A 17,492-nucleotide genomic window follows, 5' to 3' on the forward strand; every position below is an offset into this window, starting at 1 on the left:
GATGAAGGCTGTGGCATGTCACAACGGTGAGCTCTCGCTCGTCGACCTCCCGACGCCCACGCCCGGGCACGGACAGGTACTGATCCGTGTCATCCGCGCCGGGATCTGTGGCTCCGACCTCCATGCACGCACCCACGGCGATGCGAGCGCCGACGTCGCCGACGAGGTCGGTTACGACGCGTTCATGCGGTCCTCGCAGTCGGTGGTGATGGGCCACGAGTTCACCGGCGACGTCGTCTCCTACGGCCCGGGTTGCCGCAGGCGCTGGACACCGGGCACCTCGGTGGTCGCGGTGCCGATGATCAAACACGGCGACGACGCCCACCTGACCGGACTGTCGGCACATGCCCCGGGCGCGTATGCCGATCTCATGCTCGTCGCCGAGGATCTGACGATGCCGGTGCCCGATGGCGTGTCCGCGGATCTCGCGGCACTGACCGAGCCCATGGCGGTGGCCCATCATGCGGTCCGACGCGGTGAGGTCGGACGACGCGACGTCGCGGTGGTGATCGGATGCGGTCCCATCGGCCTCGCAGTGATCCTGATGTTGAAGGCCGCCGGGGTGCGGTCCGTGGTGGCCAGTGACCTGTCGGCGGGCCGTCGCGATCTGGCGCGGCGATGCGGCGCGGACATCGTCGTCGACCCGACCACCGACTCGCCGTGGGAGGCCTGCACCCAGCGTCGTGGCTACCTGACCGACGCGTCCGACCTCTTCGACACCGCGTTCTCCGCGATGCACGACCTGCAGCGGATCCCGGGCCTGCCCTGGGCGCGGGTGATGCGGGCGGCCGAGCGTGTCGGCGCGACACCCCAGGGCCCGGTGGTGTTCGAATGCGTCGGCGTGCCCGGCATCATCGAGGACATCGTGTCGCACGCGCCGTTCCGCTCACGGGTCGTGGTGGTCGGGGTGTGCATGCAACCGGACAGTTTCCGCCCCGCCATGGCGATCAACAAGGAGATCGATCTGCGGTTCGTGTTCGCTTACGACCCAGGCGAATTCCGCGACACGCTGCACATGATCGCCGACGGGAAGGTGGACCCGGGTCCGCTGATCACCGCGACGATCGGGCTCGGCGGTGTGTCCGCCGCGTTCGACGCGCTCGGCACCGCCGAACACCACGCGAAGGTGCTGATCGACCCGACGTCGGACGTCGTGGATCTCTGACCCGTCCGGCGACGGCGACCGATCCGACCGGCACCACCCCGACGACCTTCAGCCCCGGCGATGCCGGAACGCGCGGGTCGCTCCCGCTGCGCCCGCGCCCGCAGCACCCAGCACGAGCGCGGTCGTGGCGCCGTACTTGGCGGCCTTGCGGGCGGTGCGGAAGTCGTACATCTCCCAGCCGCGGACCTTCGCGACATCGCGCAGGTCGGCGTCCGGGTTGATCGCGACGGCGGTACCGACCAGCGACAGCATCGGCACGTCGTTGTGCGAATCCGAATATGCGGTGCAGCGCTTGAGGTTGAGGCCCTCGCGGATCGCCAGCGCGCGGACCGCGTGGGCCTTGCCGGGCCCGTGCAGGATGTCGCCGACGAGCCGACCGGTGAAGACCCCGTCCACACTCTCCGCGACGGTGCCCAGGGCCCCGGTGAGTCCCAGGCGTTCTGCGATGGTCTGCGCGAGTTCCACCGGCGTGGCGGTGACCAGCCATACCTGCTGCCCGGCGTCGAGGTGGCGCTGCGCCAAAGCCCTTGTGCCGGGCCAGATCTTGTCGGCGATGTACTCGTCGTAGATCTCTTCGCCGAGCTGGATCAGTTCCGAGGTCTGCCGTCCGGCGATGAAGGAGAGCGCCTTCTCCCGGCCCTCGGCGACGTCGTCGGGGTTCTCCTTGCCGGTGATCTGGAACTTCGCCTGCGTCCACGCGAAGTCCAGGATGTCGCCGTAGGTGAAGTACTTGTGGGCGGCCAGACCGCGCGCGAAATGGATGATCGACGCACCCTGGACCAGCGTGTTGTCGACGTCGAAGAACGCCGCGGCGGTCAGGTCGCGGGGCGCCTGGCTGGGCTCCTCGTCCGCCGGCGGGCGGGCGCGCAGGGTGTCGACCGCGACGCGTGCGCTCGCCTCGCCCGCGAGCGCCTGACGCAACTCGTGGGCCGTCTGGCGGAATCGGCCACTGGTCGCGCGGGCGCGCTCGGTGATCCAGGTGGCGACCCGTGAGGCGTCGTCGTCCTGGTCCTCGGAGTCGCTGTCGAGGGCGTCCTCGACGTCGTCGTCGTCACCGCTCGCACCGGCCGGATCGATGGTGTCGGCCTGGTGCTCCCAGTTCTCCCAGTCGACCGGGGCGTCCTCCGGGGTGTCCGCGGAGGAATCGATGGTGTCGTCGTCGACGATGCCATCGACAGGCTCGGTCCGGTCCTCGTCGTCGGGACCCGGGGCCTCGCCCACCGCCCACCTCCATGCTGTCGCCGTATCCGCCCACGTCGTAACGGAACTCCACAGTAGCCACGGTCCAGCGTAGTCGGGGTGGATTGCGAGGGGTGACACACTGATCGGTGACCGACTCGTCGCCACACGCCGAGAGACCGACGGAGGCCACCGTGACGTTGACCCTGCTGACCCGCACCGGGTGCTCCGCGTGCGCCACCGCACGAGCCGAGTTGGACCGCATCGGTGCCGATCTGGGCGTCGGGTTCGACGAGGTCGACGTGGACCGTGCGGCCGCCGACGGCGACCCGATGTTGCGTGCCGAGTTCGGTGACCGGCTGCCGGTGGTGCTGCTCGACGGCGAGGAACACAGCTACTGGGAGGTCGACGAGCCGCGCCTGCGGGCGGACCTGGCGGCGCGACGAGGCTCGACCGAGGATGCGGCGGGCCGAGGGTGAACACGTTATCGGGCCGTATACGCTGAGGTCTGGTATGGGGGATGTCCATCGGGGCGGCGGATGGCGCCCGCAGGCGGCCGGGAGAAGGTGACCAGAGCGTGAGCGGCAGTGCGTCAGCGTCCGACAGCAACCCGTCGCAGCCGGCCGACGACGACACCGCGCAGCCACCCCCGGCCGAGCACGACATCCCCGAGCCCGCGGTCACCCGCCTGGCCACCTATCTGCACGTTTTGCGCTCCTTCAGCGAGCGCGGTGTGCTGATCGCCTCGAGCGTCCAGCTGGCCACCGCCGCCGGGGTCAATTCGGCCATCCTGCGCAAGGATCTGTCCCACGTCGGCGCCAACGGGGTCCGTGGCGTCGGCTACGACGTCGGGCGCCTCACCGCACGCATCTCACTGGCCCTGCACACCGACAGCGTGCACACCGTCGCCCTCGCGGGCGCAGGACGGCTCGGGCAGGCGCTGCTCGCCCACGCGGGCCACGGCCGCGGCTTCCGCGTCGCGGCGATGTTCGACGCCGACCCCGCGGTGGTCGGCACGATCCTCGAACCGGGCGGTCCCACGGTGGCGCCGCTGACCGCGATCGCCGACGTCTGCGCTGGTCGAGACGTCGAGCCGATCGAGATCGGGGTGGTCGCGACCGCCGACGCCGACGCGCAGGCCGCGTGCGACGCATTCGTCGGGGTGGGCGTTCGGCAGTTGCTGAACGTCACTCAGATGACATTGCGGACGGACTCCGATGTCGCCGTGCGGCAGGTTGATCTAGCCTTGGAGCTACAGGTGTTGGCGTTCAACGCCTCGCGTTCGCGTGCCGGATCGGCTTCTGCCGGTCGGGCGACGGGCACACGGGGGCTGAACAGTAAATCCGCGATGGGCGCGACCGGGCTGGATCGGATGGGGTCCGCCACGGGTGAGGAAACGGTGACGGCGTGAGTGTTTTGTTGTTCGGGGTCTCGCACCGCAGCGCGCCCGTCGAGGTGCTCGAGCGGTTGGCGGTCTCCGACCACGATCGGCCCAAGCTCGTCGACGAGCTGCTGTCGTCGCGGGCCATCTCCGAGGCGATGCTGGTGTCCACGTGCAACCGCGTGGAGATCTACGCCGTCGTCGACGCATTCCACCCCGCCCTCGAGGCCGTCGGTGCCGTACTCGGCGACCACTCCGGGATGACCGTCAACGAGATGACGCGTCACGCGTACGTCCGCTACTCCGAGGCCGCAGTCGAGCATCTGTTCACCGTTGCCGCGGGCCTCGATTCGCTGGTCGTCGGTGAGCAGCAGATCCTCGGGCAGATCCGCAACGCCTACTTGAACGCCGACGCCAACCAGTCGACCGGGCGGGTGTTGCACGAGCTGGCACAGCAGGCGCTGCGCGTCGGCAAGCGCGTCCACACGGAGACCGGGATCGACCGTGCGGGTGCGTCGGTGGTCTCGGTCGCCCTGCACCGTGCGCAGGCCGTGCTGCGGGGCTCGACGCCCGCAGGCGAGTCCGCCGGACTCCGGTCGGCAGTGGTGGTCGGTGCCGGCGCGATGGGCGGCCTCGCGACCGCTCAGCTCGCGCGGGAGGGCGTGCGTGACCTCGTCGTCGTCAACCGCACCGTGGCCAACGCCGAACACCTCGCAGGCAACGTCGCCGCCAATCACGGGATCGCCGTCCGGGGTGTCGGTCTCGACGAGCTGCCCGCGGTGATGGCCGCCGCCGACGTCGTCGTCACCTGCACCGGGTCGGTAGGCTCGGTGGTCAGCGTCGGGGAGGTCCACTCCGCGCTCGCCGCCCGCGCCAGTGGCCGTCCGCTCGTCATCTGCGATCTCGGCCTGCCCCGCAACGTCGATCCCGCCGCGGCCCGCTTGCCCGGCGTGCACGTAGTCGACATCGAGGGCCTGCGTGGGGACTCCGAGACCCAGGCGGCGGAGAACGACACCAGTGCCGCGCGGTCCATCGTCGCCGCGGAACTCGCCGACTACCTGACCCATCAGCGTCAGGCCGAGGTCACCCCGACCGTCGCCGCGCTGCGTCAGCGCGCCGCCGACGTCGTCGAGGCGGAGATCCTGCGACTCGAGACCCGGCTCCCTGGACTCGACGACCCGCAGCGCGACGAGGTCGCCAAGACGGTGCGCCGCGTCGTCGACAAGCTCCTGCACGCTCCGACGGTTCGGGTCAAGCAGCTCGCCTCCACGCCGAACGGCGACCACTACGCCGAGGCGCTGCGCGAACTGTTCGAGCTCAAGCCGGGCGCCGCGGAATCGGTGTCCGCGCCCGAAGCCCCCGGTTTCGGCGGTGAAGATCGGCCCGCTCGCTTCGCTCCCGGCGCCGCCGACCCCAGCCGGCCCGAGCAGTGAGCGCGGGCAGCGACAGCAGCGTCATCCGGATCGGTACCCGGGGTTCGTTGCTGGCCACCACCCAGGCGCAGACCGTCGCCGACGCTTTGATCGCCACCGGGCATCCGGCCGAGCTGGTCATCATCAAGACCGCGGGCGACGCATCGCAGGCCCCGGTCGCCGAGATCGGCGTCGGGGTGTTCACCACCGCCATCCGCGTCGCGTTGCACAACGACGAGATCGACGTCGCGATCCACTCGTACAAGGACCTGCCGACCGCACCCGATCCGGGACTCATCATCGCCGCCGTCCCGCCCCGCGAGGATCCCCGAGATGCCCTGGTCAGCCGGGATGGGATGGTCCTCGGAGAGCTGCCCCCGGGGTCGACGGTCGGCACCTCCGCACCCCGACGGGCGGCACAGCTTAGAGCATTGGGTCTCGGTTTGGAAATCCGCCCCCTACGAGGCAACCTTGATTCTCGGTTGGGCAAAGTCGCCAGCGGTGAACTCGACGCAGTCGTGGTCGCCAGGGCCGGTCTGGTACGTATCGGCAGAGCCGATGCGGTCACCGAGGCATTCGACCCGGTGGTGTTACTACCGGCACCGGCACAGGGCGCCTTGGCCGTGGAGTGCCGCTCCGACGATGCCGAACTGGTGAGAATACTCGCCGAGTTGGACGACGCGTCCACACGTGTGGCGATCGACGCCGAGCGATCGGTGCTCGCGGCTCTCGAAGCCGGGTGCACCGCCCCGGTCGGAGCGATCGCCGAGGTGGTCGAGTCGATCGACGACGACGGGCGGATCTTCGCCGAGCTGTCGCTGCGTGCAGCGGTGGCAGCCGAGGACGGATCGGATGTGATCCGGGCTTCGGTGGTGGGACCGGTCGATCGTGCGGAACAGCTCGGTAAGAATCTCGCCGCCGAACTGCTGGAGTTGGGAGCGGGCGAGCTCGTCGACCGCGGTTCGCAAGCCTAGCGGCGCCTCAGGCGTCCACGGTGAGCGGGTCGTCGACAACGGGCCCACTCACCCGCAACTCCGGCAGCAGAAGGAACTGCAGCTCCGACAGGGGCAGGAGAGTGCGAACTCATGAGCCGTACGAAGAAGGTCAATCCGGGGCGGATCCTGTTCGTCGGGTCGGGGCCAGGCGACCCCGACTTGCTGACCGTGCGAGCCCGCAATGTCATCGAGAAGGCCACCACCGCCTACATCGATCCCGATGTGCCGGCGACCGTGGTGTCCATGATCGGCGCCGCGATGCGTGTCGAGGTGGAGAAGTCGTCGCGGTCGACCACACCCGCCAAACCGGCCGCCAAGGCTGTTGCGAGCGCCGATCCCACCTCAGGTGATCCGAGCGCCGACGCGACGACGGCCGCCGATCAGCCCGCCGACGTCGAGGGCGAACAGTCCGACGAGACCTCGGTGGTCCATCCGGCGCTCGGTGATCCCGCCGAGGTCGCCAAGACCCTCGTCGCCGCCGCGAAGGCGGGCGACGACGTGGTTCGCGTGGTCTCCGGAGATCCGCTGACCACCGACTCCGTTCTCGCCGAGGTCAACGCGGTCGCGCGCTCGTCGGTCCAGTTCGAGGTCCTGCCGGGTCTGCCCGCCGCATCGGTGGTGCCCAGCTACGCCGGCATGCCGCTCGGCTCCACCCACACCGAGGCCGACGTCCGCGCCGAGGGCGTGGACTGGGCAGCACTGGCGGCCGCACCGGGACCGCTCGTGCTGCACGCCACCGCCGGTCATCTGGCCGAGACGGCCAGTGCGCTGACCGAGCACGGCATGGCCCCGCAGACGCCGGTCGCCATCACCGTCAACGGCACCACCTGCGCGCAGCGCACCATCGAGGCGACGCTGGCGTCGCTCAACGAGCAGGGCAATGCGCTCGTCGGTCCGCTGATCCTGACCATCGGCAAGGTCGTCGGCCATCGCGGCAAGCTCTCCTGGTGGGAGTCGCGCGCCCTCTACGGCTGGACCGTGCTGGTGCCGCGTACCAAGGACCAGGCCGGCGACATGAGCGAGCGACTGCAGTCGCACGGCGCCATCCCCAAGGAGGTGCCGACGATCGCCGTCGAGCCGCCGCGGAGCCCGGCCCAGATGGAAAGGGCCGTCAAGGGTTTGGTGGACGGCCGGTACCAGTGGGTGGTCTTCACCTCCACCAACGCGGTGCGTGCCGTGTGGGAGAAGTTCGCCGAGTTCGGTCTCGACGCGCGCGCCTTCTCGGGCGTCAAGATCGCCTGTGTCGGCGAGGCCACCGCGGAGAAGGTCCGGACCTTCGGCATCCAGCCGGAACTGATCCCGTCGGGGGAGCAGAGCTCGCTGGGCCTGCTCGACGACTTCCCGCCGTACGACGACGTGTTCGACCCGGTCAATCGAATCCTGTTGCCGCGGGCCGACATCGCCACGGAGACGCTGTCCGAGGGACTGCGTGAGCGCGGGTGGGAGATCGACGACGTCACCGCCTACCGCACCGTCCGGGCCGCGCCGCCGCCGGCCGAGACGCGCGAGATGATCAAGACCGGTGGCTTCGACGCCGTCTGCTTCACCTCGAGCTCCACCGTGCGCAACCTGGTCGGCATCGCCGGAAAGCCGCACGCGCGCACCATCGTTGCGTGCATCGGTCCCAAGACTGCCGAGACCGCAACGGAATTCGGGCTGCGCGTGGACGTGCAGCCGGAGAGCGCATCGGTGTCCGACCTGGTGGATGCGCTGGCCGAGCACGCCGCCCGGCTGCGTGCCGAGGGTGCGTTGCCGCCGCCGCGCAAGAAGTCGCGTCGCTCGCGGTCGTAGGCGTCCGTTCCCTGAGGAGCGAAGCGTCTCGTAGGGCTCGCAAGCAAAGGAGAATGCGTCCATGGCACCGGTGATCCGTCCCCGTCGACTGCGGTCCACTCCGGCGTTGCGGCGCCTGGTGGCCGAGACCGTCGTCACGCCACCGGACCTGGTGTTGCCGATGTTCGTCGCCGACGGGATCGACGCACCGCGCGACATCTCGTCGATGCCCGGCGTCGTCCAGCACACCCTCGACTCCCTGCGGAAGGCCGCCGACGAGGCGGTGCGCGCGGGGGTCGGCGGCCTGATGCTGTTCGGCGTCCCGGCCCCGGCCGACAAGGACGCGGTCGGCTCGGGCGCCGACGCCGATGACGGCATCCTCAACCGCGCGTTGCGTGCGCTCGCCGACGATCTCGGCGACTCGACGGTCCTGATGGCCGACACCTGCCTCGACGAGTTCACCGACCACGGCCACTGCGGCGTCATCGACAGCCGCGGCCGGGTCGACAACGACGAGACCCTCGAGCGATATGTGTCGATGTCGCTGGCGCAGGCACGCGCGGGCGCGCACCTCTTGGGACCGAGCGGAATGATGGACGGCCAGGTGGCTGCGATCCGCGCAGGGCTCGACGCGGAGGGCTTCACCGACACCGGCATCCTGGCCTACGCCGCCAAGTACGCGTCGGCGTTCTACGGGCCGTTCCGTGAGGCCGTCGGGTCGTCGCTACAGGGGGACCGGCGCACGTACCAGCAGGATGCGTCGAATCGGATCGAGGCGCTGCGCGAGATCCGTCTCGACATCGAGGAGGGCGCCGACCTCGTCATGGTCAAGCCGGCGATGAGCTACCTCGACATCGTCCGCGACGCCGCCGAGATCGCCGACGTCCCGGTGGCCGCGTACCAGATCAGCGGCGAGTACTCGATGATCACGGCGGCCGCCGAACGAGGCTGGATCGACCGCGACGCGGCCATCCTCGAGTCGCTCACCTCGATCAAACGTGCGGGCGCGTCCATCATCCTCACGTACTGGGCAGCCGAGGTCGCCGGCCGGTTGGCCTAGACCACTGTCGTTCCCTGTCCCTCGGCGGGGGACCGGACCCGCTCGGCGATTCACTAGGCTGGACCCATGACCGCACCGATCCATCCGGCGCCGGCCGAACCGGGCACCCGACCTGCGCGACCCGACGCCGTCACCATCGCAACCGAACTCTGGGTGGTGGTGATCCTCGGTCAGATCGTCGCCTTCATCGGCCAGTACCCGTCGCTGCGCGACGCATGGGAACGCCAGGTCCGCACACTGCCGGCCGACACCCCGCAACAGCAGGTCGACATGCTGAACTCCGGCGGCACGCTCATCGTGGTGCTCTCGATCTTCGCGGTCGCGCTGACCGCGATCTCCGCCGGCTTGGTGCTGCTCACCCGCAACGGCTACAACTGGGCGCGCATCGTCGTCGCCGCGATGGGTGTCTTCATCGCGGTCAACCTGGTGTTCACCTTGTTCGGTGACGTCGAGCCGCGCTGGGCGATGATCCCGATGGTGATCAGCGGGGTGGCCGCCATCGGCGCATCCGTGCTGCTGCTCCGACGGGAGAGCGAGAAGTACTGTCGCGAGATGGCCGAGCACCGACGACGTCCTCCGCAGTACCCGACCGGTCCGCCACCCGGATCCCCGCCGTGGCACAACGGTCAGGGGCACAACGGTCAGGGACAACCCGGTCCTGGATATCACCAGAGTGCGGGGCAGCCGTGGACGTATGGTGACGGACAGAATCAACATCCCGGATACCCGCCCCACGGCCCGGCGTCGCCCAACCGTCCGAACGAAGGAAACGAATCACGTGGTGAGTCCTGATCCCGCTCAGCGGCCGAAGCAGGTCGTGTGGGCCTACCGGTGCTGGACAGTGTCCGGCGGCCTCCTCGCAGCCCTGGGTGTGCTCTTCATCGTGCTCGGGTTCACCACATCCGGCCCGACGCTGCTCCCGGTCGGGGTCGGATTCATCATCGCCGTCATCGGGGTCGGCTACATCATCCTCGGCAGCAAGGCCTTTGTCGGCGACGTCCGCTGGCGTTCCTCGCTCGCGGCCCTCACGCTCGTCGTGGTGATCATGTTGCTGGTGGTCAGCTTCGGGATCCCGATCCTGGCGCTCGCGCTCCTGGCGGCGATCGTCGGGCTGTTCGGATCGCTGCTGGCGTACCGACCCGATGCGGACGCGTGGTACTCGCCGGGTCAACCGGACAAGTCGAAGAAGTCGACGAAGAAGAAGTGAGGTCGCGCGACGTGACCGAACCGGACGACTCCCGGCCCGTCGACCCCTCGGCAGACCCCGACGACGAGATCCTGGCCGAAGAGCCAGAGCCAGAGCCAGAGCCAGAGACAGAGCCAGAGCCAGAGCCGGAGCCAGAACCGGAAGCCGGCGACGATCCGGAGCCCGTACCGCCTGTCGACGAGGGGGAGGTGCTCTTCTACGAGCCCGGCGGCAGTTGGTGGGTGGTCGCGATCGGACCCGTGCTGATCGGCGCGGTCCTCGCCCTGGAGATCGCGGGGCCGGGACAGGTGCACTGGCCGGTCCTGAGCATCTTCGCGGTCATCCTGATCGGCTTCTCGTTGGTGCAGGTGTACGCCGCCCGCACCCACGTCAGTGTCCGGCTCACCGAGGCCACCCTGCGCGAGGGCACCAAGACCATCCCGCTGACGGACATCGCGAAGGTCCTGCCCGCCAACAACGGACCCGAGCACCAGACGTGGGAGAGCGCCCGGGCCATCGGTGAACTGCCCGCGGTGCCGCGCCGCCGCAAGGGGATCGGGGTGGAACTGGCCGACGGCACCGTCGTGCAGGCGTGGGCCCGCGACGTCGAGCGATTCCGCCGCGAGCTCACCGAAGCGCATCAGGCAGTGCAGATGGGTCTGCCGCCACGCGGACGGTCCGACGCCGACGGATAAGGGTCGACGGCCGGGTCGGTGTCCGTCCGGGCCTCAGGCGTGCTCGAGCATCGGCGCGGCGAGCAGTTTCTCCGGCACCCCGAATGCGTCGACCAGGCTGCGCGCGTGCGGTCGCAGCTCCTGGCACAGCTCGTTCACGCCGCGGCGGACGGCCTTGGCCCGCTCCACCGACACCTGCCGGTGCATCAGGAACCACGCCATGTCGTCCTCGAGCGCCGAGTAGACGAACAGGTCGCACACCTTGCCGAGAAGCTCGGCCGCCGAACGGGAATCGCAGTCGTTGATGGCCTGGATGAATGATTCGAGCACCACCCGCTCGGTGTGCGCCTGACCGGCCTTGAGCAGGTGGTCCTGGGCGTTGTTGAACACCTTGAACGCGTCGTTGCCATCGTCGAGCGCCACCCGCAGCCGTTGCGCGCACGTCCGGATGAGGTGATTCTCCCGATTGCGGAACAGCCGGATCTGGGTGCCGCGGTTGGTCAGGTTCGACTTCTCGGTGTCCTCGTCGGAGCCCTCGAGCAGTGTCTGGACCACCTGGCGCACCGCGGTCTTCTCCACGACGACGTCGCGCGCCATCCCGACGACGAATCGCACCCACCCGGCCGTCGTCAGTCCCTGCACGTCGTCGGAGTAGGCGGAGAGCAATTCCTTGCCGACCAACTGCGTCAACACCGTGTTGTCACCCTCGAAGGTGGTGAACACGTCGATGTCGCCACGCATGATCGAGAGCTGGTTCTCGTCCAGATAGCCTGCGCCACCACACGCTTCGCGGCACACGTTGATGGTGTTCGACGCATGCCAGGTGGCGTAGGCCTTGATGCCCGCGGCGTCGCTCTCGAGCTGCCGTTGGCGTCCGGCGTCGGAGTCGTCGGGGGCGGCGGACTGCACCTCGTGCAGCTCGCTGGTGAGTTCGTTCTGCGCGCACGCGATGGCGTACGACTTGGCGATGAGTGGCAACAGCTTTCGCTGGTGGGCAATGTAGTCCATGACGACGATCTCGTCGGTCGCGTCGGGGGCCTCGAACTGCTTGCGGATCAGCCCGTAACGAGTGGCCAAGGTCAGCGCCTTGCGTCCGGCCGCCCCGGCTGTCGCCGCGACGCTGATCCGTCCGCGGATCAGGGTGCCGAGCATCGTGAAGAACCGACGGTTCGGGTTCTCGATCGGGGAGGTGTAGGTGCCGTCGGCCTCGACGTCGGCGTAGCGGTTGAGGAGATTCTCGGCCGGTACACGGACCTGATCGAACATGATCCGGCCGTTGTCGACGCCGGCCAGTCCGCCTTTGTAACCGCAGTCGCTGGTGGTGACGCCGGGCAGGTCGTTGCCGTCGGCGTCGCGGATCGGCACCACAAAGCAGTGCACCCCGCGGCTCGACGGCTCCTCGCCGGGCCCGGCGGTGATCAGCTGTGCGAAGACGGCGGCCACCGTGGCATGCTGCCCGGCTCCGCCGATGTAGTCCTTGCGCGCCGACGGCGACGGCGAGTCGATCACGAACTCCTGGGTCGCGGGGTCGTAGGTGGCCGTGGTCTCCAGCGCCTGGACGTTCGATCCGTGGCCGGTCTCGGTCATCGCGAAACAGCCGAGCAGGTCGAGGTTGATGATGTCGGTGACGTAGCGGTCGTGGTGTCGCGCGGTGCCCAGGTTCTCCACCGCGCCACCGAACAGACCCCACTGCACGCCGGACTTCACCATCAACGACAGGTCGGCGTAGCCGAGCATCTCGATCGCGGTGATGGACGCGCCGATGTCGCCGGTGCCGCCGTGGTCGGTGGCGAATCCCGCTGCGGCGAAGCCGTTCTGGGCGAGTTCGCGCATCTCCTCGAGCATGCGTGCGCGCGCCTCGTCGAGTGTGCGCGACGGATCGGGCAGGAGATCCGCGCGGTCGGCGTTCTCGCGGACGGTGTCGCGAGTGGACCGCCACCGACCGTCGAGCACGAAGCGAAGGTTCTCGACGAGCAGGGCTCGCTCATCCGCGCTCAGATCGTCGGTCGGCGGGGTGACGGCCTCGGGATCGTCGGTGACCCCGGCCTCCGCGGCAGTGGGCGTTTCCGGACTCTCGATGGGAGTTGCCATGCCTCCACGTTACGTACTGGATCGTCGCGAGTTGAGCGGTTTGTGGCGGCTGCTACGGGTGGTCGGTGGTGTCGGATCGATCACCTTCGGCCCACCCTCCCGCCGTGGCTACCGGACCGGCGCGTTGTGCGCAAAGGTGACCCACACCGCCTGCGCTGCGACTTCATGCGGGTTGGACACACGATGCGGCACCGACGAGTCGAAGGTGATCGAGTCCCCTCGTGAGATGGTGTGGATCACCTCGCCGAGCTCGATCACCAGCGTCCCGCTCAGCACGTAACCGGTTTCGCGGCCGCGGTGGCGGATGAACTCGGTGGAGTCGGAGGTCCGGGCGCCAGGTGGATAGTCGACGACAAGTACTTCGGTGTGCGATTCGTCCGGGGGATTGATCTGCTTCCAGACGACACCGTCTTCGAGGGCGATCTCTGTGTGATCTCCGGTCCGGCTGACGAGAACCGAACCGACTTCCACGTCCACGCCCCCACCGAACACCTCGTCGAGCGGCACATCGAGGAACTCGACGAGATCGTAGAGCCTCTTCATCGTCGGCTGGGTCTTGCCGTTCTCGATCTGGCTGAGCGCGCTCGCCGAGATCCCGACTGCCGACGCCACCTGCTGCAGGGTGAGTGCACGGGCGCGTCGGGCCACGCGCAAGGCGGCGCCCAGCGGAGCGGGATTCTCTCGTCCACCATCGGTCGGTTGGTTTTCCACCCCCTCATTCAACCGCTCCACTGCTCACGACACGGCAGTCATCGATCGCCGTGTCTTCTCCAGGTAGTTCTGACCGGACGTGATCGGCGGATACTTGGGTGCTGCGCCGTCGGTCACGCACGTGGGGATGGCCGCGATCTCCGCGTCCGGGGCGGGCTGATGGAAGTACGGAATCGACAGGCGGCGTTCACCGAGTGAAGCGACCGGCGGGTGTGCCACCCGATGCAGAGTCGACACCCATCGGTCGTTTGTCCAACGCGCCATGAGGTCACCGATGTTGACCACGAACGACCCCGGAATGTCGGGCACCGGAAGCCACGCGCCATTCTGGCGCACCTGCAGACCGCTCGGTCGTTCGTCGCGATACAGGATTGTCAGGCTCCCGTAGTCGGTGTGCGCACCGAGACGCACGGAACCCGGTGCGGGCGGAGCGTCGGCCGGCGGATAGCCGTTCGCGAACAGGACCGAACAATGATCGGCGCAGGTGGAGTGGAAGTACTCCTCATCGAGGTCGAGACCCAGCGCAAAGCCGCGTAGCAGGACGTTGCCCACGGCTTCCAGAGCCGTGTAGTAGTTCTGCCAGGTGCTCCGGAAATCGTTCGGCGCGTGCGGCCAGATGTTGCGATGATCGAACACGCCGGTGCCGGACAGCTCCGACCGCCCGGCGGCGAAGTATTCGACGTAGTCGCGTTCGCCCGACCCGCCGTCCGATGCGGCCAGGGAGCGTGCTCGGGCCGGTATGAAACCTCGGCTGATCTCGGGGGCCGGCTGTCGACTCCGGTCCTTGACCGAGTCGGGAAGTCCGAAGAACTCCTCGGTGACGTCGTGCATGGCAGCGATGAGGTCGTCATCGACCCCGTGGCCGACGATGACCAGAAAGCCGACTCGACGGTTGGCCTCATCGATGCGCTGCCCGATCTCGAGCCGTCGACGTGCCGAACCCTCACGGAGGGAGCTGATGTCGATGACGGGAATATCTGCGGTCTGGGTGACTGTGCTCTGCACGGTATCTCAATCCTCTGACGGGGTGAACGGTGACTGGTGACCGACGGGATCCGGGGTGGATGTCCGCGGCTCGGTGGCGGTGACCGCGGTGAACATTTCCTTGCCCCAGCCGATGTCGTAGGGGGTCGCGAACAGCGTGTCGCAGCGCAGATGCGCGATCAGCCACGAGTTCTGCACCTCTCGGAAATCGACCTCGTAACGCAGGCCGATCCACACCGGCATCGTGCCCTGTCGGATGGTGGACGGTTCGAAGCACAGCCACCGACCCACGGCGACGTTGCCGTCGATCTCGATGCGGGGATTGGTCAGGTAGTGAACCGTGAACGGTTGACGTTGCGGGACATCGGCGAACAGCGCGGCGATCGCCGCAGTGCCTTGCGCACGACCGAATTCGACGTTCCTGCCGACACCTTCCCAGATCCCGTCGAAGGTGAAATGCCCGGCGATCTCATCGGCGTCCTTGGACACGTCGCAACTGTCGAGATAGGCCGACATGCGATCGGAGATCGCAGATCGGGCAACGAGTTCGGTGAGGGCTGCGTGATGATCGGTGATGGTCATATGAGGCTCTCGGTTCGATTGGATTGTTCGGCAACGATCGCGGCTGCCGTGGCGACGGCAGCGCGCACCGGGTCGACGACGGTGATCCCGTCGGGGATGGCGACCCTCTCGGCGACGCCGGTCATCCCGCCGCAGCCCAGTACCACTGCGCCGGTGTGTCCCGCACGTGCCAGCCGGTGCAATTCACGCTCGACCGCGCCCGCGAGATCATCTGGCTTGTCCAACATCTCGGCCACGCCCATGTCGACCGCGCTGATCGGCAGGGCACGTTGGTCGAGACCCAGGCAGCGAATCCGGTCCTCGACCGCAGGGATCACCGCTCGGGTGCTGGTGATGATCGCGTACCTCCGGCCGAACAGCAGCGCCCGCATGGGCCCCGCCTCGGTGATGTCCACCACGGGGCATGCGGCTACTTCGCGTGCCGCTTCGGTACCGGGCTCGGCGAAGCCGGCCAGCACGAAGGCATCGGTTGTGGGGTCGGCGCCGGTGATCTGATCGAGCACACCTGTCGCGCAGAGTTGGGTCTCGTACTCCCCGGCGAGTTCGCGTGGGCCGAAAGTCGGTGCCACAACGCTGATGTCGATGTCGGGAAACCACCGTCGGGCGTACTCGTCGATCCGACGGGTGCACTGGTCGAGCCGGTTGGGATTGATGATCGTCAGGTTCATCGCGCGGTCACCGACTCGGTGAGGTCGACGCTCGGGTCGCTCGACGGACGAGAGCGGTTGAGGGTCAGATAGATCGCGCCTGCGACGACCATCCCCAGAATCCATGCGAACGGCGCGACCGTGGCGAATGCCGGTACCAGCGCAAGGACGGCACACGCCGCGGCGGAGGGGACGAACGCGATGAGGGCGCGAGGATTCCAGCCCCGGCGGTAGACATATGGCGCTCCCTCACGCGCGTCGAACAGTGCATCGACGTCGATCGAGCGACGCCGGATGAGGTAGAAGTCGACCAGCAGGATCGCCACAAGCGGTCCGAGGAATGCGGCCAGTGCGCCGAGGAAATAGTTGACGACCACCGGGTTGGAGTACAGGTTCCACGGCGTGACGAGAACGGCCAGCACCGCGGCGATCAGACCGCCACGGGTGAAATTGATCCGCGAAGGCCACAGGTTTGCGAGATCGTATGCGGGAGAGACGAAGTTGGCGACCACATTGATCCCGATGGTGGCGATGACAAACGTGGCTGCGCCGATGATCGTCACCGCGGGATTGTCGATCGCCGCGACGATCTCCACGGGCTCGGTCAGCAGTTCCCCGAACACCACTACACTCCCGGCGGTGGTCAGGACCGAGGCGACGGCAAACAGCGTGAAGTTGATGGGCAGGCCCAGGATGTTGCCGAGCAGGTAGGAGCGCTTGGTCTTGGTGAATCGGGAGAAGTCCGCGTAGTTCAGTACCAGCGTCAGGAACGTCGCGACAGTGAGGCTGATTGCGACAAGCATCTGATGGGCCTGGTCGGGGCCGCTCATCGGCTTCAACGAATCGGTCAGGCTGATGGACCAGTCGGATTTCACGAGAAGGTATCCCGCCAGGCAGATCATCACGATCCAGACCAGCGGGCCGGTCAGCCAGTCCTGCGTTCGGCGGATGAACTCCATCCCCCGCGTGAGCAGGAGCAGCTGCAGCAACCACATGAACATGAATGCCGCCCAGCCGAGCGTCGACAACCCGAGAAACGAGTTCTGCGTATAGGTGTCCAGCGATGGAGCGAGTTGCACGGTCAGCACCACCAGCGCGACCGAGGCCAGCCAGGTCTGGATTCCGTACCAGAAGATGGCCATGACGGCGCGGACGAGCGCGGGGAGATTGGCGCCGAAGACGCCGAAACTGGCGCGGGCGAGCACGGGGAAGGGGACCCCGGTGGTGTGGCCCGCCAGTCCCATGCGATTCATGAACCAGCAGACCACGCTGATGCCGATGAGTAGTGACGCAAACACCTGCCACGGGGTCAGCCCAAGGACGAACAATCCCGCGGCAAAGGTGTAGTTGCTGATGGCGTGGGTATCGGCCATCCACAGCGCGAAGATGCTGTAGACGCCCCAGCGACGCTCTTTGGTGGGCAGGAGGTCCGCGTTCGTGAGTCGCGGGTCTGGCGGAACGGGTAGGTCCGCCGTGGCCAGTTCTGGCCGAAGAGATGTAGACATGGTTCTCACCTTGGAGTTTAAGAAACACTTAATTGAAGTGATACTTAAACTGCCTGGTGAATGTTGCGTGCGGGTTACCGGCGGTTACGGGCGGGAGAACTCTCCAGGGCCTCCGCACCAGCGACGGCGAGCGGTCCGGCGCGTGTCATG

At 68.0% G+C, this 17,492-nt stretch carries 17 protein-coding genes; 10 read left to right on the plus strand and 7 right to left on the minus strand.

From position 1 onward, the window contains the following. The first annotated feature begins 1 nt into the window (after window position 1). Window positions 2-1,165, plus strand: coding sequence for a zinc-binding dehydrogenase (locus D7316_RS22620; RefSeq protein ID WP_124710264.1), 1,164 nt, complete (start codon window positions 2-4; stop codon window positions 1,163-1,165). A gap of 48 nt (window positions 1,166-1,213) precedes the next feature. Here D7316_RS22620 and D7316_RS22625 read toward each other — a convergent pair whose 3' ends face one another. Beyond that, window positions 1,214-2,386, minus strand: a complete 1,173-nt coding sequence (locus D7316_RS22625; protein ID WP_408610041.1) for an HAD family hydrolase — start codon at window positions 2,384-2,386, stop codon at window positions 1,214-1,216. Between the two features lie 152 nt (window positions 2,387-2,538). Between D7316_RS22625 and D7316_RS22630 the strand changes: the two genes are divergently transcribed. From D7316_RS22630 to D7316_RS22675, 9 genes are all read left to right on the plus strand, one after another. Then, on the plus strand, window positions 2,539-2,823 hold the full coding sequence (locus D7316_RS22630; protein WP_124710265.1) for a glutaredoxin family protein: 285 nt from the start codon (window positions 2,539-2,541) through the stop codon (window positions 2,821-2,823). A gap of 98 nt (window positions 2,824-2,921) precedes the next feature. Beyond that, complete coding sequence (locus D7316_RS22635) at window positions 2,922-3,755, plus strand: redox-sensing transcriptional repressor Rex (RefSeq protein ID WP_232017030.1); 834 nt, start codon at window positions 2,922-2,924, stop codon at window positions 3,753-3,755. Next, window positions 3,752-5,158, plus strand: coding sequence for a glutamyl-tRNA reductase (locus D7316_RS22640; protein WP_232017031.1), 1,407 nt, complete (start codon window positions 3,752-3,754; stop codon window positions 5,156-5,158). Before D7316_RS22635 ends, D7316_RS22640 begins: the two co-directional genes overlap by 4 nt. Then, window positions 5,155-6,111: a hydroxymethylbilane synthase gene (gene hemC, locus D7316_RS22645; protein WP_124710267.1), complete on the plus strand. Its 957-nt coding sequence runs from the start codon at window positions 5,155-5,157 to the stop codon at window positions 6,109-6,111. The genes D7316_RS22640 and hemC overlap by 4 nt, the downstream gene beginning before the upstream one ends. Before the next feature lie 111 nt (window positions 6,112-6,222). Continuing rightward, a complete protein-coding gene (locus tag D7316_RS22650) occupies window positions 6,223-7,923 on the plus strand; it encodes a bifunctional uroporphyrinogen-III C-methyltransferase/uroporphyrinogen-III synthase (protein ID WP_124710268.1) in 1,701 nt (566 codons plus the stop codon). 61 nt (window positions 7,924-7,984) lie between these two features. Further along, the gene (gene hemB, locus D7316_RS22655) at window positions 7,985-8,962 is read left to right on the plus strand and encodes a porphobilinogen synthase (protein WP_124710269.1); all 978 of its coding nucleotides are present in this window, start codon (window positions 7,985-7,987) and stop codon (window positions 8,960-8,962) included. 66 nt (window positions 8,963-9,028) lie between these two features. Next, window positions 9,029-9,754 carry a hypothetical protein gene (locus D7316_RS22660; RefSeq protein WP_124710270.1) on the plus strand — a complete coding sequence of 242 codons (726 nt, stop codon included), beginning with the start codon at window positions 9,029-9,031 and terminating at the stop codon, window positions 9,752-9,754. After that, window positions 9,741-10,169 (plus strand): hypothetical protein, encoded by a 429-nt coding sequence (locus tag D7316_RS22665; protein ID WP_124710271.1) that lies wholly within the window; start codon window positions 9,741-9,743, stop codon window positions 10,167-10,169. The genes D7316_RS22660 and D7316_RS22665 overlap by 14 nt, the downstream gene beginning before the upstream one ends. A gap of 11 nt (window positions 10,170-10,180) precedes the next feature. Beyond that, window positions 10,181-10,843, plus strand: a complete 663-nt coding sequence (locus D7316_RS22675) for a DUF3093 domain-containing protein (protein WP_232017032.1) — start codon at window positions 10,181-10,183, stop codon at window positions 10,841-10,843. 33 nt (window positions 10,844-10,876) lie between these two features. Here D7316_RS22675 and D7316_RS22680 read toward each other — a convergent pair whose 3' ends face one another. From D7316_RS22680 to D7316_RS22705, 6 genes are all read right to left on the minus strand, one after another. Beyond that, complete coding sequence (locus D7316_RS22680) at window positions 10,877-12,913, minus strand: acyl-CoA dehydrogenase family protein (protein ID WP_124710272.1); 2,037 nt, start codon at window positions 12,911-12,913, stop codon at window positions 10,877-10,879. 108 nt (window positions 12,914-13,021) lie between these two features. Then, window positions 13,022-13,624, minus strand: coding sequence for a helix-turn-helix domain-containing protein (locus D7316_RS22685; protein ID WP_164473838.1), 603 nt, complete (start codon window positions 13,622-13,624; stop codon window positions 13,022-13,024). A 24-nt stretch (window positions 13,625-13,648) separates the two neighbouring features. Further along, window positions 13,649-14,629, minus strand: a complete 981-nt coding sequence (locus D7316_RS22690) for an isopenicillin N synthase family dioxygenase (RefSeq protein ID WP_124710274.1) — start codon at window positions 14,627-14,629, stop codon at window positions 13,649-13,651. Between the two features lie 6 nt (window positions 14,630-14,635). Continuing rightward, window positions 14,636-15,190 carry a nuclear transport factor 2 family protein gene (locus D7316_RS22695; RefSeq protein ID WP_124710275.1) on the minus strand — a complete coding sequence of 185 codons (555 nt, stop codon included), beginning with the start codon at window positions 15,188-15,190 and terminating at the stop codon, window positions 14,636-14,638. Next, window positions 15,187-15,858 carry an aspartate/glutamate racemase family protein gene (locus D7316_RS22700; RefSeq protein ID WP_124710276.1) on the minus strand — a complete coding sequence of 224 codons (672 nt, stop codon included), beginning with the start codon at window positions 15,856-15,858 and terminating at the stop codon, window positions 15,187-15,189. The genes D7316_RS22695 and D7316_RS22700 overlap by 4 nt, the downstream gene beginning before the upstream one ends. After that, the gene (locus tag D7316_RS22705; protein WP_124710277.1) at window positions 15,855-17,342 is read right to left on the minus strand and encodes an NCS1 family nucleobase:cation symporter-1; all 1,488 of its coding nucleotides are present in this window, start codon (window positions 17,340-17,342) and stop codon (window positions 15,855-15,857) included. Before D7316_RS22705 ends, D7316_RS22700 begins: the two co-directional genes overlap by 4 nt. Window positions 17,343-17,492: the final 150 nt, after the last annotated feature.

It is taken from the genome of Gordonia insulae, assembly GCF_003855095.1.
Taxonomy (GTDB): Bacteria; Actinomycetota; Actinomycetes; order Mycobacteriales; family Mycobacteriaceae; genus Gordonia; species Gordonia insulae.

Bases quoted from the DNA above. Each gene is read 5' to 3' on its own strand.
- D7316_RS22650 (WP_124710268.1), top strand. From the start codon at position 6,223: ATGAGCCGTACGAAGAAGGTCAATCCGGGGCGGATCCTGTTCGTCGGG.
- D7316_RS22695 (WP_124710275.1), bottom strand. From the start codon at position 15,190: ATGACCATCACCGATCATCACGCAGCCCTCACCGAACTCGTTGCCCGA.
- hemB (WP_124710269.1), top strand. From the start codon at position 7,985: ATGGCACCGGTGATCCGTCCCCGTCGACTGCGGTCCACTCCGGCGTTG.
- D7316_RS22660 (WP_124710270.1), top strand. From the start codon at position 9,029: ATGACCGCACCGATCCATCCGGCGCCGGCCGAACCGGGCACCCGACCT.
- D7316_RS22705 (WP_124710277.1), bottom strand. From the start codon at position 17,342: ATGTCTACATCTCTTCGGCCAGAACTGGCCACGGCGGACCTACCCGTT.
- D7316_RS22620 (WP_124710264.1), top strand. From the start codon at position 2: ATGAAGGCTGTGGCATGTCACAACGGTGAGCTCTCGCTCGTCGACCTC.
- D7316_RS22680 (WP_124710272.1), bottom strand. From the start codon at position 12,913: ATGGCAACTCCCATCGAGAGTCCGGAAACGCCCACTGCCGCGGAGGCC.
- D7316_RS22700 (WP_124710276.1), bottom strand. From the start codon at position 15,858: ATGAACCTGACGATCATCAATCCCAACCGGCTCGACCAGTGCACCCGT.